This is a genomic window from Streptomyces sp. NPDC101393 (genome assembly GCF_044767385.1).
Taxonomy (GTDB): domain Bacteria; phylum Actinomycetota; class Actinomycetes; order Streptomycetales; family Streptomycetaceae; genus Streptomyces.
The window spans coordinates 350896-366823 of record NZ_JBIWNU010000003.1 but is presented as its reverse complement, the minus strand read 5'-3'; the positions used below and the strand labels follow the sequence as shown (position 1 = coordinate 366823).

General features: G+C 70.7%; 13 protein-coding genes. 7 read left to right on the top strand and 6 right to left on the bottom strand.

Annotated elements, in window-relative coordinates; all coding sequences use genetic code 11:
• The first annotated feature begins 185 nt into the window (after positions 1 to 185).
• A complete protein-coding gene (locus ACIRQ7_RS11465; RefSeq protein ID WP_404261782.1) occupies positions 186 to 647 on the top strand; it encodes a LysE family transporter in 462 nt (153 codons plus the stop codon).
• On the opposite strand, the gene ACIRQ7_RS11460 is transcribed toward ACIRQ7_RS11465, so the two are convergent.
• On the bottom strand, positions 612 to 2993 hold the full coding sequence (locus ACIRQ7_RS11460; RefSeq protein WP_404261780.1) for a GH92 family glycosyl hydrolase: 2382 nt from the start codon (positions 2991 to 2993) through the stop codon (positions 612 to 614). The genes ACIRQ7_RS11465 and ACIRQ7_RS11460 overlap by 36 nt on opposite strands.
• Positions 2994 to 3278: 285 nt before the next feature.
• Complete coding sequence (locus ACIRQ7_RS11455; protein ID WP_404261778.1) at positions 3279 to 5936, bottom strand: PA14 domain-containing protein; 2658 nt, start codon at positions 5934 to 5936, stop codon at positions 3279 to 3281.
• Between the two features lie 165 nt (positions 5937 to 6101).
• Here ACIRQ7_RS11455 and ACIRQ7_RS11450 point away from each other — a divergent pair, with 165 nt between their 5' ends.
• The 6 genes from ACIRQ7_RS11450 (at position 6102) to ACIRQ7_RS11425 (ending at position 12580) form a co-directional block, all read left to right on the top strand.
• The gene (locus ACIRQ7_RS11450) at positions 6102 to 7112 is read left to right on the top strand and encodes a LacI family DNA-binding transcriptional regulator (protein WP_404261776.1); all 1011 of its coding nucleotides are present in this window, start codon (positions 6102 to 6104) and stop codon (positions 7110 to 7112) included.
• 104 nt (positions 7113 to 7216) lie between these two features.
• Positions 7217 to 8302, top strand: a complete 1086-nt coding sequence (locus tag ACIRQ7_RS11445) for an ABC transporter substrate-binding protein (RefSeq protein WP_404261774.1) — start codon at positions 7217 to 7219, stop codon at positions 8300 to 8302.
• A gap of 101 nt (positions 8303 to 8403) precedes the next feature.
• On the top strand, positions 8404 to 9936 hold the full coding sequence (locus ACIRQ7_RS11440; protein WP_404262300.1) for a sugar ABC transporter ATP-binding protein: 1533 nt from the start codon (positions 8404 to 8406) through the stop codon (positions 9934 to 9936).
• Entirely contained in the window at positions 9929 to 10891 is a 963-nt protein-coding gene (locus ACIRQ7_RS11435) for an ABC transporter permease (RefSeq protein WP_404261773.1), read from the top strand. Before ACIRQ7_RS11440 ends, ACIRQ7_RS11435 begins: the two co-directional genes overlap by 8 nt.
• Positions 10888 to 11919, top strand: a complete 1032-nt coding sequence (locus ACIRQ7_RS11430; protein WP_404261771.1) for an ABC transporter permease — start codon at positions 10888 to 10890, stop codon at positions 11917 to 11919. The genes ACIRQ7_RS11435 and ACIRQ7_RS11430 overlap by 4 nt, the downstream gene beginning before the upstream one ends.
• A gap of 175 nt (positions 11920 to 12094) precedes the next feature.
• Complete coding sequence (locus ACIRQ7_RS11425) at positions 12095 to 12580, top strand: hypothetical protein (RefSeq protein WP_404261769.1); 486 nt, start codon at positions 12095 to 12097, stop codon at positions 12578 to 12580.
• A gap of 115 nt (positions 12581 to 12695) precedes the next feature.
• On the opposite strand, the gene ACIRQ7_RS11420 is transcribed toward ACIRQ7_RS11425, so the two are convergent.
• The 4 genes from ACIRQ7_RS11420 to ACIRQ7_RS11405 all read right to left on the bottom strand — a co-directional run bounded on the left by ACIRQ7_RS11420 (position 12696) and on the right by ACIRQ7_RS11405 (position 15844).
• A complete protein-coding gene (locus ACIRQ7_RS11420) occupies positions 12696 to 14144 on the bottom strand; it encodes an amino acid permease (RefSeq protein ID WP_404261767.1) in 1449 nt (482 codons plus the stop codon).
• 125 nt (positions 14145 to 14269) lie between these two features.
• Complete coding sequence (locus tag ACIRQ7_RS11415) at positions 14270 to 14485, bottom strand: dodecin (RefSeq protein WP_401466514.1); 216 nt, start codon at positions 14483 to 14485, stop codon at positions 14270 to 14272.
• A gap of 111 nt (positions 14486 to 14596) precedes the next feature.
• Entirely contained in the window at positions 14597 to 15058 is a 462-nt protein-coding gene (locus ACIRQ7_RS11410) for a universal stress protein (RefSeq protein ID WP_401466511.1), read from the bottom strand.
• A gap of 78 nt (positions 15059 to 15136) precedes the next feature.
• Positions 15137 to 15844 (bottom strand): PAS domain-containing protein, encoded by a 708-nt coding sequence (locus tag ACIRQ7_RS11405; protein ID WP_404261765.1) that lies wholly within the window; start codon positions 15842 to 15844, stop codon positions 15137 to 15139.
• Positions 15845 to 15928: the final 84 nt, after the last annotated feature.

Sequence of the window (15928 nt, the reverse complement as noted above, 5' to 3'; positions counted from 1 at the left end):
CGAGCTGAGCGGGACGCTGCCCGAGGCCTTTCTGCCGGGGCTGTGGGCGGGCTACGCGCTGGCCGTGCCCGTCGGGGCACTGGCCGTGATGCTGGTGAGCGTGACGGCCCGGACATCGTTCCGGGTCGGCGCCTCGGCGGCCCTCGGGGTGGCGAGGCGCCGACGGCCTCTACGCCCTGCTCGCGGTGGCCGGCGGAGCCGCCCTCTCGGACGCCGTCGCCCCGGCCGCGGGCCCGCTGCGCACGGCCGCCGCCGTCCGGTTGCTCGCCATGGCCGCCCGCACCGCGGTACGGGCGGTGCGCAACCGGGGGACCGCGCCACCACGCGCCGGAAGGGACGTCCTGGGACGCCCCCTCCGGGCCTATCTCGCTTTCCTGGGGCTGACGTTGGTCAACCCCTGGGCGATCCTCTACTTCTCCGCGCTGGTGCTCGCGGGCGGCGCCGGGGCCGGCGGTCTCGGGACCGCCGGCGACGCGGCCTTCGTGGCCGCCGTGACCACCGCCTCCGTGAGCTGGCAGCTGTTCCTGGCCGCGGGCGGCGCTGCGCTGGGCAGGACGCTGACCGGCCCCCGGGGGCAAGCCGTCACGGCGGTGGTCTCCGCCGTGGTGATCTCAGCGTTGGCGATCGGCCTGCTGCGCTCCGGATGACGTGCCCACCGGCGGCGGCGCCGCCTGGTCCCCGGTGCCCCAGGCGGACGGCTGCGCGCCCACGGTGAAGGACAGTTCACGTCCCGAACGCAGATCGTCGGTCGTCAGGTACGTACGGTCCCGCTCCTGGCCGTCGAGGCGCACCGACTGCACATAGCGGTGGGCCGCCGAGGTACCGGGCGCCTTGACCGTGAAGTGACCGGACGGGTAGTAACCGCGGTCCAGCTTCAGGTCCACCCGGTCGAAGACCGGCGTGCTCAGCCCCCAGCTGTCGGTGCCCGGCTGCACGGGGAACACCCCGATCGCCGAGAGCACCATCCACGCCGACATCGTCCCCAGATCGTCGTTCCCGGTCATCCCGGTGGGAGTGTCCGTGAACAGCGTCAGCGCCGCGTGCACCACGTCCGTGGTCTTCCAGGGCGCCCCGGTGGAGAGGTAGGTGTACGGCGCGATCAGGTCGGGCTCGTTCTGCGGGTTGTACTTGTCGGCGTTGTAGTAGTCGTACGGGCCGTTGACCCACACCTCACGGGCCGTCTTCTCCGGGTCCTTCAGCAGCTGCGGGTAGGCGAAGAAGGAATCCAGCCGCTCACCGGCCTTCTTCTTGCCGCCGATCAGGTCCAGCATCCCCGGCATGTCCTGCGGGACCATCCACTGGTACTGCCAGGACGTGCCCTCATGGAAGCCCTCGCTCTTTGCCGGATCGGCCGGCCCGGCGAACGCCCCCTTCGCGTCGCGGGCGCGGAAGAAGCCGGTCGAGGTGTCGAAGATCCTGCGGTAGTTCTGGGCGCGGGCCGCATAGCGGTCGGCGTCCGCGCGGTGCCCCAGGTCGCGTGCCATCTGGGCCAGCATCGCGTCCGACAGGGCGTATTCCAGGGTGGCCGAGGCGCCGTGGTCGAAGTCCGAGTCGCCCGGCTTGGCGTGCTCGCGGCCCTTGAGGTACGGCGCGAATCCGTCCTTCAGGTACTGCGCGTTGGCCTCCCGTCCGACGGCGGGCGAGTCGGCCGGCGGCACCCCGTCGGCGTTCTTCTTCAGCGCCGCGTACGCCTCCTCCTCATGGCCCTTCAGCAGCCCCTGCTGATAGGCGTTGGTGAGGAACGGGGTGACCGGATCGCCGGTCATGATGTTCGTCTCGACCGTTCCGTAGCCCCACTTGGGCAGCCAGCCGCTCTCCTTGTCGATGCGCAGCACCGAGAGCGCCATGTCCCGGGACTCCCGTGGCGCCAGCAGCGCCAGCAGCTGCGCCTGGGTGCGGTAGGTGTCCCACAGCGACCAGTTCTGGTAGTAGGTGAAACCGTGCGCGCGGTGCGGCTTCTGGTCCCAGCCGGTGTACCGGCCGTCCACATCGCTGCCGATGTTCGGGGCGAGGAAGGACCGGTACAGCGAGGAGTAGAAGGTGCGGCGCAGCGCCCTGTCGCCGCCCTGGGCCTTCACCAGGCCGAGCCGCCGCTCCCAGGCGGCGTTCGCGGCCTCCTTCGTGCGGTCGAAGGAACGGCCGCCCTCGGCGCGGAGGTTGCGGGCGGCGCCCGGTGCGTCGACGTAGCTGACAGCGGTGGTCGCCTCGACGGTGCGGTCCTCGCGGGTGTCGAAGCGGGCGTAGGCGCCGCTCTTCCCGGTGGCGGTGGAGTCCTTGGAGCCGGCCGTCACCTTGTCGCCGTCCCAGGTCCCGTAGGAGGCGAAGGGCCGGTCGAAGCGGGTGAGGGTGTGCAGCGTGTAGGGCTTGGTGTCCTGGCAGAAGCCGCGCCCGGTCAGGGTGGTGCGGATGGTGCGTGCGTCCAGCACCTCGACGTGGCTGGTGACCGTCTTGTGCAGGGACTGGCCGACGTTGAGCAGCACATTGGCCTTGCCGGTGGCCGGGAAGGTGTAGCGCTGCTTGCCGGTGCGGGTGGTGGCGGTCAGTTCGGCGTCGATCCCGCCGTACGACTTCAGGCCGACGCGGTAGTAGCCGGGGCGCGCCGACTCGTCGTCGTGGCTGTAGGAGGCCGCGTATTTCGCGTAGTCGGTCTCGGTGATGTCGCCGGTGGTGGGCAGCACCGGCAGGTCACCGCCGAGGCCGCAGCCGACGCCGGAGATGTGGACGGCGCTGAAGCCCCGGATGTGGTCGTCGTCGTAGCCGTAGCCGGTGGTGTGGCCGGTGTCGGGGGAGAGCTGCACCATGCCGAACGGTACGGCGGCCCCCGGGTAGGTGTTGCCCTCGTTCTGGCTGCCGATGAACGGGTTGACCAGATCGGTGAGCGGGCCGGCGGGCGGCTCGGCCCGCGCGGCGGGGGCGGCGAGCGCGCCCCCGAGGAGCGTGGCCGCCAGCACCGCGCCGGCGGTGCGCAGCCGGTTGCGACTGAGCCATGGCATGGGTCCAGACCTCCGGGAGTCGTCGCTGAGCGGCCGCCCGGCCGAAGGAGGTGGGGTACCGGCGGTCGACAACGTTGTCAGAGCGGGCTCATTCTTGGTTGCCGGGCAGGAGCACGTCAAGAGTTCGGTGCCGGGAAAGCCGGGAGCTCACTTCGCCGGGTCCCGGCGCCGTGCGCGCCGCCGCGTCCGGCCCGCCCGCACGTGGCGCGCGGGCAGGCCGAACTCGCCGATACGGGCCGGACGTTGCCGCGCCACGGCCGCGCCGTCACGCGCGGCGGCCGCCGGTCACGGCGTACCGCACGCCATCGAACCCGGATCGGAGGCGTCCTTGATCAGCGCACGGTGCGCCGCCGCCAGCCGCCGCACATCCGGTTTGACCACCTTGCGGTCGTAGGTGAGCAAGCCATTCAACTCGCCCTCCACATCGGTGATCTGGGTGTAGACCGCGCCGTTGCCGCCCTGGCAGGCGAGCGTGCGGACCTTGGCGAGCTCCGCCAGATAGTCGTCCGTGTACTCGGCCTGGTCGACGCCGACATAGGTGTGCTGCACCGGCCAGGCATGCCCCGGCACCGCCAGTCCGAGACCGCCGTACTCCCCACTGACCAGGGCGCGTCTGCCGTCCGGCGCGGGGAGCTGGGCGCTCGGGTAGCCATGGGCGTCGGCCACGTCGCCGTTGCCGCCGTCCTGCGCGCCGCAGCAGTTGAGCCCGCTCATGTTGTTCACCAGCCGGGTCGGGTCCCAGGCCTTCGCCTGGTCGGCGATACGGGCCTGGTCGTACTGCCCCCAGCCCTCGTTGAAGGTGACCCACATGATGACCGCGGGACTGCTGCTGTGCTGGTCGATCATCCGCTTCATCTCGCGCTCGTACTCCGCGCGGGCGGGCGCCGACGGGCTGGTGTCGTTGTCCATCGCCGGCATGTCCTGCCACACCAGCAGACCCAGCTTGTCCGCCCAGTAGAACCAGCGGTCCGGCTCGACCTTGATGTGCTTGCGCACCGAGTTGAAGCCCATGGCCTTGTGCATCTTGAGGTCGTACGCCAGCGCCTCGTCGGTCGGCGCGGTGTGCAGCCCGTCCGGCCAGAACCCCTGGTCGAGGGTGGCCATGGAGAAGACCGGCTTGCCGTTGAGGACCGTACGGGGCGTGCCGTCGATCTTCTTGACGCCGATCTCGCGCATCCCGAAGTAGCTGCCGGTGCGGTCCGCCCCCCTTCCGGAGCCGACCGTCACCTTCAGGTCGTACAGATGCGGATCGTCCGGTGACCACAGATGCGCCCTGGGCACGGGCACGGTGAGCGGTTTGCCGGTGCGGCCGCTCGCCCGGCCCACCTCCCGCTTGCCGTCGTAGGCGACCGCGGTCACCGGCACCCCGTCGCGTACGCCGCGCGGTTCGACGGCCACCGACCGGCCGGGAACATCGGGTGTGACCTTCAGGCTGCCGGCGTGGTCGGCGGCGACCGGTTCCATCCAGACCGACTGCCAGATGCCGGACGAGGCGGTGTACCAGATGCCGCTGGGGTCCAGCCGTTGCTTGCCGATCGGCGGGCTCGCGCCGTCTTTGGCGTCCGTCGGGTCGTGGACGCCGACGATCAGCTCCTGGGTGCTGCCGGGCTTCAGCGCGTCGGTGATGTCCACGGAGAACCGGTCGTAGCCGCCCTGGTGCGTGGTGACCTTCGTGCCGTTGACGTACACCTCGGCCCGCCAGTCGACGGCGCCGAAGTTGAGGTCGAGCCGACGGTCGCTGCCGACCTTCCAGCCCTTGGGGACGCCGAAGGTCCGGCGGTACCACATCCGGTCCTCGTGCCGCTCGATGCCGGAGAGCTGCGACTCCACCGGATACGGGACCAGAATCTTCTCCCCCAGCCGCTTGCCGACGGGCGGCGCCTCCCCCTGCTGCGCGGCCGCGAACTGCCATTCCCCGTTGAGGCTTTGCCACTTGTCGCGGGTGAGCTGCGGGCGCGGGTACTCCGGGTGGGCGTTGTCCTTGCCGACGTCGTCGGCCCACTTGGTGCGCAGCTGGTACGTGGAGTCGTTGCTGCCGGTCGCCCAGTAGGCGGCGATGTCCTTGCCGTCGGCGGTGGCCAGCCCGCCCTTGCCGTCGTAGTGCAGATCGGCCTGACCGCCGTGTCCGACGACCGGCTCGTCCAGCGCGATCAGCAGGACCGACGGGTCGTCGGGGGCCGGCTTCGCCTTGCCCAGCGGCCAGCGGGCGCCCCCGATCACGGCGTCGAGGTGGTCGGTGAAGGCGGCCGGGGGAGCGGTGAGGTCCTCGGGGAAGTCCAGACGCAGGGTGCGGCCGTCGGGGAGCACGGCGGCGTCGGCCGGGCCGTCGTAGTCGAAGCCGTCCGGGAGGGTGAGGGCGGACTTCGGGACGGGGCTCTTTTTTCCGCCGGGCGGGGTCCAGTTCAGGTGCAGGGACGAGCCGCCGAAGTGTTCGAAGTACTCGATCTTGATGTCGTAGGCGTGGCCGGCCTGGAGGCTGACGGCGGGTGAGGTCTGCTCGCTGTCCCAGTCGTCGACCCAGTGGTCGATCACGGCCTTGCCGTCGATCCAGAGCCGGAATCCGTTGTCGCCGCTCATCGCGAAGGTGTGCGCGCCGGTGGTCTGCGGGGTCAGCTTCCCGGTCCAGCGGACGGTGGCGTCGTCGGCCTGTCCGGTGGCCTGCTGGAGGCGGGAGTCCAGGCTCGCGAAGTCGATGACGGGATCGACCGCGGTGGCCTTGAGCTGGTCGAAGTCGAAGGCCCCTGGGGCGGATTGGGTGAAGTAGTCGCCCTTCAGGCCGTGCACGACGGGGGTGTCGCCGGTGGCTGCGGACGCGTCCGGGCCACCGGGGGTGAGGGACAGCAGCGCCGCGGCGAGGGTGGCCGCGAGTGCTGCGCCGAGGGGGCTGCGGCCGCGTCTCTTGGGCGTGCGGCGGCGCTGGGTGAGCAGGAACGGGGAACGCACAGGACCTCCGAGGTCGGGTGTCTTCCGGCTCTGCCCCTTGCTTCACGCATCTTGTATAACGTTGGAAACAAGGGCAGTTGGCATGACAGCACGCCGTCCGCACGCTGTCCAGAGTCATGACAACGACCGATCCGGAGCGCCGGACCGGCACGGGAGGAAGCGCCGATGAGGGTCAGTCTCAAGGACGTGGCGCAGCGCGCGGGCGTCTCGATCAAGACCGTGTCGAACGTGGTGAACAACTACCAGCACGTCACCCCCGCGATGCGCAGCCGCGTCCAGCAGGCCATCGACGAGCTCGGCTACCGGCCCAACCTCACCGCCCGCCACCTGCGCAAAGGCCGTACCGGCATCATCGCGCTGGCCCTGCCGGAACTGGGCAACCCGTACTTCGCGGAGCTGGCCGGCGCGGTCATCGACGCCGCCGCCCGGCACGACTACACCGTGCTGCTCGACCACACCGGCGGGCTGCGGGAGCGCGAGATCCTGGTCAGCCAGGGCTTCAGCGCCCGGGTCATCGACGGCCTGATCCTCAGCCCCATCGAGCTGGAGACGGAGGACCTGCGTGCCCGCAGCGACGACGTGCCGCTGGTCCTGCTCGGTGAGCGGCGCTACGACCTGCCCTACGACCACATCGCCATCGACAACATCGCCGGCGCGCGGGCCGGGGTGCGCCATCTGCTCGACCTCGGGCGGCGCCGGATCGCCTTTCTCGGCGCCCGCCGGGACCGTACGCACCAGCCCGCCCACCTGCGACAGGTGGGCCGACAGGCCGAGTTGGCCGCCTGGGGGATCGCCGACGACGACGGACTGATCGGGCACACCTCCGGCTGGGACCGGCCGGACGGGGCCGGGGCGATGGCCGCGCTGCTGGACGCCGGGCAGCGTCCGGACGCGGTGTTCGCGTACAACGATCTGATCGCGATCGGCGCGATGCGGGTGCTGTCCGAGCGCGGTCTGCGGGTGCCCGAGGATGTCGCGGTGGTCGGCTTCGACGACATCACCGAGGGGCGCTACGGCGCCGTCACGCTGACCACCGTGGCACCGGACAAGCAGGTCATCGCCCGGCTTGCGGTCGAGTCGATCATCGCGAGCCTGGCTGGTGAGCCCAGCAGTCCGCGCCAACTCCAGCCAGAATTCACCCTGGTGGCGCGGGAGAGCACGTTGGGGCGGGGGTGAGGCCCGCCCGGACCGGTCGCTGCGCGAAGGGTTTACACAGCTCTTCCAACGTTATAAATATCGCTGCGGACAACGGACTTGACCGCCCGAGATGGGGTTCTGCCATGCATCCGCACGCTCGTCGACACCGTTCCGCCCTGGTCGCGGGGCTCACCCTGAGCCTGGCCCTGACCGTCACCTCCTGCGCCAAGTCCGAGGACGACGGCGGAAAACCGTCCGGCTCGTCCGGCGGCTCCGGCAGCCAGGCCGTCGAGGGACCGTCCTCCGGCAGCACGGCGGGCTGCACCCTCGACACCTACGGCGCGAAGAAGCTCGATCTGAAGAACGCCACGGTCGGCTTCTCCCAGTCCGAGAAGGAGGCCAACCCCTTCCGGATCGCGGAGACCGCCTCGATCAAGGCCGAGGCCGAGAAGCGCGGCGTCCACCTGCTCGCCGCCAACGCCCAGTCGCAGTTCTCCAAGCAGATCAGCGATGTCCAGGACCTGATCGCCAAGGGCGTCGACCTGCTGGTCATCGCGCCGCTCAACTCCGACGGCTGGGAGCCGGTGCTCACGTCGGCCGCCGCCCGGCACATCCCGATCGTCACCATCGACCGCAAGATCAACGCCAAGGCGTGCAAGGACTACGTCAGCTTCATCGGCAGCGACTTCGTCGAACAGGGCAGGCGCGCCGCCGACCGGATGATCGAGGCGACCGGCGGCAAGGGCGAGATCGCGATCCTGCTCGGCGCCGCAGGCAACAACGTCACCACCGAGCGCACCAAGGGCTTCAAGGACCGCATCAAGGACAAGGCCCCGAAGCTCAAGGTGGTCTTCCAGCAGACCGGCGACTTCGCCCGCGAAAAGGGCCAGCAGGTGACCGAGCAACTCATCCAGTCCCAGCCCGGTATCACCGGGATCTACGCGGAGAACGACGAGATGGGCCTGGGCGCCGTCAACGCCCTCAAGGGCGCCGGGAAGAAGCCCGGCGCGGTCAAGATCGTGACCGTCGACGGCACCCGGAACGCGGTCCAGGGGATCGTCGACGGCTGGATCTCCGGAGTCATCGAGTCCAACCCCCGCTTCGGTCCGCTTGCCTTCCGGACCCTGGACTCCTTCACCCAGGGCAAGAAGGTCTCCCAGGACATCGTCATCCGGGACAGCGCCTACACCGAGGACAACGCCAAGTCCGACCTGGACAAGGCGTTCTGACGGTGCCCTGGACACTTCCCGGACCACCTCCCGGACCACCTCCCGGACCACCTCCCGGCCCACCTTCCGGTGAGCGCGCCGAGGTACTCGCCGTCCGCGGCCTGACCAAGACCTTCCCCGGTGTACTCGCCCTGGACCGCGTGGACTTCACCCTGCGGGCCGGGGAGGTGCACGCCCTGGTGGGCGAGAACGGCGCCGGGAAATCCACCCTGATCAAGGTCCTCACCGGCGTGCACCGGCCCGACAGCGGCGAGCTGTGCCACCACGGCCGTGCGGTCCGCTTCGCCACCCCGCTGCAGGCCCAGCACGCCGGGATCTCGACCATCTATCAAGAGGTCAACCTCATCCCGCTGATGAGCGTGGCCCGCAACCTCTTCCTCGGCCGCGAACCGCGCACCCGCCTCGGCCTGATCGACTTCCGGCGGATGCACCGGGCAGCGGAGGCCGCCCTGCGCGACCTCGGCGTCCCCGTGGATGTCCACCAACCCCTGCACACCCTGGGAGTCGGCGCCCAGCAGATGGTCGCGCTGGCCCGCGCGATGTCCCGCGACGCCCGCGTGGTCATCATGGACGAGCCCACCTCCTCCCTCGAACCACGCGAGGTGGCCACCCTCTTCGACGTCATCCGGGCCCTGCGCGACCAAGGCGTCGCGGTCGTCTACGTCAGCCACCGGCTCGACGAGCTCTACGCCGTCTGCGACGCCGTCACCGTGCTCCGCGACGGCCGCACCGTGCACACCGGACCGCTCGCCGACCTGGACCGGCTGCGTCTGGTCTCGCTGATGCTCGGCCGTGAGATGGGGGAGGTGCGCAGTGAGGGCGTCACCAAGTTCAGCGGCACGCACGAGGGTGCTGCGGCCGAACCCGTCCTGGAGGCAACGGAGTTGACCGTGCCGCGGCGCCTGCACGGCATCTCGCTCACGGTCCGCCCCGGCGAGGTGGTGGGCCTCGGCGGGCTGCTCGGCTCCGGCCGCAGCGAGACCGCCAAGGCCCTGGCCGGTGCGCTGCCGGCCGGTGGCCGGGTCACCGTCGCCGGGCTTCCGGTCCGCCGCGGCTCGACCGCGGCCGCGCTCCGCGCCGGTATCAGCCTGCTGCCCGAGGACCGCAAGGCCGAGGGCATCCTGCCGGGGCTCTCCGTACGCGAGAACATCGCGCTGGCCGCACTGCCCCGGCTGACCCGCTTCGGCCTGGTCAGCCGCCCCCGCGTCGACCGCATCGTGGACACCTTCGTCCAGCGGCTGAACATCAAGGCATCCGGCCCCGATCAGAAGGTCGGCGAACTCTCCGGTGGCAACCAGCAGAAGGTGCTGCTCGCCCGCTGGCTCGCCATGCACCCCAAGGTCCTGCTGCTGGACGAACCCACCCGGGGCATCGACATCGGCGCCAAGGCCGAGGTGCAGCGGCTGATCGACGAACTCGCCGAGGACGGCCTCGGGGTGTTGCTGATCTCCTCGGACCTGGAGGAGCTGATCGAGGGCGCCGACCGGGTCGTGGTCCTCAGGGACGGGACGGTGGTGGGCGAACTCGCCGGGGACGAGGTCACCGAGGACCATCTGATGCGCGCCATCGCCGACGCCGCACTGCCCGCCGCGGTGCCCGCACCGTCCCCGAAGGAGGCCGCCGACCATGGCTGATCTGGCGCTCCGCCGCCTGCCCACCGACCGCGCGGCCCTGCTGCGCGGCCTCCAGGACTACGGCGTCTACGTGGGCGTCGTCGTCCTGCTGCTGGTCAATGTCGCCGTCACCCCGCACTTCGTGACCGGCGAGAACTTCCGCACCCAGGCCGTCCAGGTCGCCCCCGTCATCATCGTCGCGCTCGGCATGGCGCTCGCCATCGGCAGCGAGGGCATCGACCTGTCCGTGGGCTCCGTGATGGCGCTGGCCACCTCGATGGTCTCGCTCTACCTCGGCTACGGCCCCTGGGTCGCGCTGCTCGCCGCCGTCATCGGGGGGATGGCGGTCGGCCTCGCCAACGGCGCGCTGATCGCCTTCGTCGGCGTCCAGCCCATCGTCGCGACCCTCGCCCTGATGGTCGGCGGACGGGGCCTGGCGCTGGTGCTGCTGCCGCAGCTCAAGGACGTCCGCGACCCCGGCATGGCCCGCCTCGGGTCGGGCACCGTGGCCGGCATCCCGTATCTGGTGCTGATCGCGGCGGGGCTCGCCCTGCTGGTCGGCTTCGTCGTCCGGCACACCCTCTTCGGCCGCCGGCTGCTGGCCATCGGGGACAGCCGTCCGGCCGCCGCGCTGGCCGGGCTCCCGGTCCGCCGGGTGCTGCTGCTGGTCTACCTCGGGTCCGGCGCGCTGGCCGCGCTCGCCGGGGTCCTGGCCACCGCCCGGCTGACCGCCAGTGACCCGACCTCGCTGGGCACCCTCATGGAACTCTCCGCGATCACCGCGGTGGTCGTCGGCGGGACCCCGCTCAGCGGTGGCCGGGTCCGGATCGGCGGCACCGTCGCCGGCGCCGTACTCATCCAGCTGCTCACCGCCACGCTGATCAAGCACGACCTGCCACCGTCCTGGACCCAGATCGCGCAGGCGGTCGTCATCGTGCTCGCGGTCCGCGCGGCACGGGAGCGGGGGAAACGATGACGTCACTGCGTACCCCGGACCGCGTCGGGAGGACGGCCGCCGGCGCGTCGTCCGCCGCCCCGGGCGGTCCGACCCGTATTGAACGGCTCAGTTCCCTGGCCCAGCAGCACGGCGCGCTCGCCGCCCTGGCGGTCATGGCGCTGGTCGCGGCGCTCTCCTTCGACACCTTCGCCACCGCCGACAATCTCCAGAACATGGCGGTCTCCTCCGCGTTCCTGGCCGTGGTGGCGCTGGGCATGACGTTCGTGATCATTACCGGCGGCATCGATCTGTCCGTCGGCTCGCTGTTCGCCCTCGGCGGCGTCCTCGCGGCCTGGGGATCCCACTACGGCACCCTCGTCGCGCTGTTGCTGCCGCTCGCGGTCTGCGCGCTGATCGGGCTGGTCAACGGCCTGCTGATCGCCCGTTCCCGGCTGGCGCCGTTCATCGTCACGCTGGCCGCGATGCTCGCCGCCCGCGGTCTGCTGCTCGCGGTCACCGACGAGGGCGCCACCACCTATCTCGTCGCCAAGGACTCTTTCTTCGCGCGTCTGGGCCAGGGCGAGCTGCTGGGGGTCGGCGTCCCGGCGTGGATCACCCTGGTGCTGTTCGTCGGGGGAGCGGTGCTGCTGCGTCGTACGGGGTTCGGCCAGCGGGTGTACGCGGTGGGCGGGAACGAGGACGCCGCCGCGCTGATGGGCACCCCGGTCGCCCGCACCAAGATCCTCGTCTACACCCTCTCCGGTCTGCTCGCCGGACTGGCAGGCGCCCTGAACGCCGCCTGGCTCGCCTCCGGCGTCACCATCCTGGGCACCGGTATGGAGCTGGAGGCGATCTCCGCCGTCGTCATCGGCGGCACCCTGCTGACCGGCGGCTTCGGCTTCGTCAGCGGCTCTCTGGTCGGCGTGCTGCTCTTGAAGGTCATCCAGAACGTCATCAACCAGATCGGCTCACTGGACTCCTCCTACCAACAGGTCGTCAGCGGCGGCTTCCTGGTGCTGGTGGTGGTGGCCCAGACGTGGCTGGGGCGACGGGCCCGGCAAGGGTAGGGCGGGCGGTTCCGGAAACGGCCGAATATTGACGTATGCACGTCAAAAATCATGAGGGGTCTGTCTTGCTCTCTTCAGGGGCACGTGCCTCAATGGGCAGCGCTTCAGGTCGCTGACCCCCCATCAGCTCCGCATGCGGTCGGTGGCCTATCCCCCTCACGAAGGCGGTCCCCCCATGAAGCACGTCAGGCAGCTCAGACACGGTAAGTCCGTCGCCGGCGCCGTACTCGGCGTCGGCATCGCGCTCGCCGGCACGCTCGCGATGGCACCGGCCGCGACCGCGGTGACACCGGACACCGCGACCCTCTCGTTCGACTGCGGCAGCTACGGTTCGGGCACGGCGACGCTCACCGCGACCCAGGACGGCACCGCCGCGACCATCGATCTGTCCACCTCCGCCATCACCTCCCCGATCGACCTCGGCGCGAACTCCGTCTCCTCGAAGCTGACACTCACCAAGAACGGTTCCGGGACGACGGAGTTCAGTGGCAGCTCCAACCCGGCGATCCCGGCCGGCAGCGCCGTCTCCACCGGCCCGCTCACCGGCACCGTCGCCGCCGGCGACAGCCTGGAGGCGACGTCGCTCCAGGTGAAGGTGCTCGGCATCACCGCCACCTGCAACGCCACCTCCCCCCAGTCCCCGGGCCCGTTCGTGTTCTGACCCGCCCGGCATCACCACGCACGACAGGGGCCGCCGGGCATCAACTGCCCGGCGGCCCCTGTCAGGTGTGTCCGTGGCAGGTCACGCGGCCACTACCACCGCTGACCGCTCCCGCTCACAACTGGTCCTTGCCCCCGGGCGCGTCGGAGGCCTGGTTCGCCGTGGCCAGCTTGGAGCGCTTGCGGGAGTACGTGAAGTAGATGACCAGGCCGATCAGGAGCCACACCACGAAGCGCACCCAGGTCTGCCACTCCAGGAAGGTGATCAGCCAGATGGAGAAGCACACCCCGATCGCGGGCACCACGGGCATCCCCGGGGTACGGAACGTGCGCGGCAGTTCGGGGCGCTTGTAGCGCAGCACGATCACCGAGACGCACACCACCACGAACGCCAGCAGAATGCCGATGTTCGTCAGCTCGGCGGCCTCCCCGATCGGCAGGAAACCCGCGATGGCGGCCGAGGCGACACCGACGATCCAGGTCACCCGGGTCGGCACATGGTGCTTGACGCTGGTCTTGGCGAACCACTTCGGCAGCAGCCCGTCGCGGCTCATCGAGAACCACACCCGGGTCACGCCCAGCATGAAGGTGAACATCACCGTCAGGATGCCGATGATCGCGCCGACCGCGATGACATCCGCCAGCCCGCTCAGGCCCACCGACTTGAACGCCGTCGAGAAGCCGCTCTCCGGGTCGATGTCCTTGTAGTTCTGCATGCCCGTCAGCACCAGGCACGCCAGCACGTACAGCACCATCGAGATCGCCAGCGAATACATGATCGCCTTCGGCATGTGGCGCTGGGCGTCCTTGGATTCCTCGGCCGCCGTGCTCATCGCGTCATAGCCGAACACCGCGAAGAAGACCGTCGCCGCACCGGTGAACGCACCGCTCACACCGAACGGGAAGAACGGCTCGTAGTTGCCGGTCTGGATGTGGAAGAAGCCGACCACGATCACCAGCAGGACGACCAGCACCTTCAAGCCGACCACGATCGTCTCGAAGCGCGCGGCGTTCTTGATGCCGAGCGTCAGCAGATACGCGATGAGCAGGCACAGCGCCGCGGCGAACAGGTCCACCCGGTGGCCGCTGCCGGTGCCCGGCGCGCCCAGCATCCAGGCGGGCAGATCGACGCCCATCTCGCCGAGCAGAAAGCTGAAGTAGCCGGAGATGCCGATGGCGACCACCGCCACGATCGCGGTGTACTCCAGCAGCAGGTCCCAGCCGATGAACCAGCCCGCCAGCTCGCCGAGCACCGCATAGCCGTAGGTATAGGCCGACCCCGCCTTCGGGATCAGCCCGGCGAACTCGGCGTACGAGAACGCCGCCGCCGCGCTCGCGATACCGGCGACCAGGAACGAGACCAGGACCGCCGGCCCCGCTTTCCCGTTCGCGACCGTACCGGCCAGTGTGAAGATGCCGGCGCCGATGATGCCGCCGACGCCGATGGCGGTCAGCTGCCACAGGCCGAGCACCCGGCTGAGCTGCTGCCCCGCGCCGCCTTCCGGCTCCTCGATGTGTTCGATCGGTTTACGGCGCAAAACGCCCTGTCCCGCGCGCAGCCCCATGCGTGATCCCTCCGTATGGTCCGTCTTGGTCCGACGGCGGATCATCATGGCCCTTCGGCGGCGCCTAAGGAAGGCGACTCCCTAGTACTTCCGGCACTTACCGGCAGACGTACACGGGAGGGGTGTCAATCGGCGTCCTCCAGCCGGAAACCGACCTTCAGGCCGACCTGGTAGTGGTCGATGTCGCCGTCGACGATATGTCCGCGTACCTGGCTGATCTCGAACCAGTCGAGGTTGCGCAGAGTCTCCGAGGCGCGCTTGATGCCGTTGCGGATCGCGGCGTCCACGCTGTCCTGGGACGTGCCCACGATCTCGGTCACGCGATAGGTGCGGTCGGTCACGGTGGTCTCCCTCGCCGGGGCGGCGCTCCGCCCGTCCACCCTCCACCGTGCCTCAGGCCGGCCCGCCCCACCAGCGGAGCGGCGCCGGTGCCCGACGCGCTCCCGGGGCGGCTACGGGACGACGGTGACCGGCCAGCGCCCGGCCTTGACCAGGCGCACCGCGACCGACCCCATGATGCGGTGCCCGGCCGACTCCGAAGCGCCGACCACCACCGCGTCGGCCTTGAGCTCATCGGCCATCTGCACCATGCCGTTGTACGGGTCGCCGCGCAGCGTGTGGAACTCCCAGCGCACGTCGTATATCCCCTGCAGCCGCTCGGTCGCGTGACGGATCTCCGCCATCAGCTCCTCGGCCACCTCGTTCGTGGCGTCCACGACGGGGGCACCCATCGCCGCCCCGGCCGGCAACACCGGCTGGACATAGACCAGGACGAGCTTCGATGCCTGGCGTCTGGCCAGCCCGGCGGCGTACGCGGCGGCGTGCCACGACGAGTCGGAGCCGTCGATGCCGACGACGATGACCTTCGGGCCGTCCGTTCCGCGCTCGAAAGGCGCGGGGGTGTTCTGCTCCACAGCAGGGAGGTTATCCGTACGTGCGTGCTGATGAGCCCCCGGGCCGGGGCGTCGTGCGCCGTGGGCCGCCCGAAGGGGTCAGGCGGGCTCCGGCGGCCAGCTGTCCGGGGACAGCACACCCAGCACATACGCCCTGGCCACCAGCGCGGTGCGGCCCTGCACCCGCCAGCGGCGGGCCAGCCGGGCGAGGTGGTAGTTGACGCCGTCGACCGTCAGGCCCAGAGCCGTGCCGATCGAGGCCGTGGTCGCGCCCCCGGCGGCCAGCGCAAGGATCCGGGCCTCCACGGGGCTCGCACCGGCGCGCGGGGCCGGCTGCGGGGCCGGGTCGCGCACCCGCAGCAGCGCCAGCAGCGCGGGCGGCCGGACCGAAGGGTCACCCACCGGATCGACCGTCAGTTGCCCCTCCCGCTCCGCCCCGTCGGAGCCGGCCCGCCACTGCACCTCCACCGGATAGCGCGACCGGTGGCCCAGCCGCAGTGCGTTGGCGAGCCGGGCGAGCTGTTCCTTGGCCCGGGGCCGGAACAGGTCCAGCAGATTGCGGCCGCGCAGCTGCCCCGGAGCCACGCCCCACTGCTCGGCCATCGCCGGATTGGCGATCAGCACCTCGCCGTCGGCGTGGCACACCGCTATCGGGGTGGGGATCCGGTCCAGCAGGATCAGGAAGTAGTTGCGCCACGGACCGGCCGCGTACGGCCCGGCCGGGTCGATCGGCCCGTGGGCGCCCGCCGGGCCGATCGCGCCGGACGGCTGCCCGCCCGCGGCGTGGTCACAGGCCTGGTCGTCCATGGACCCCGCTCCGGTCCGGGCGCAAGAGTGCGCGGCAAGAAATCACTGCACAATCATGCAGTTGCCCGGTCGTGACCCGCACAC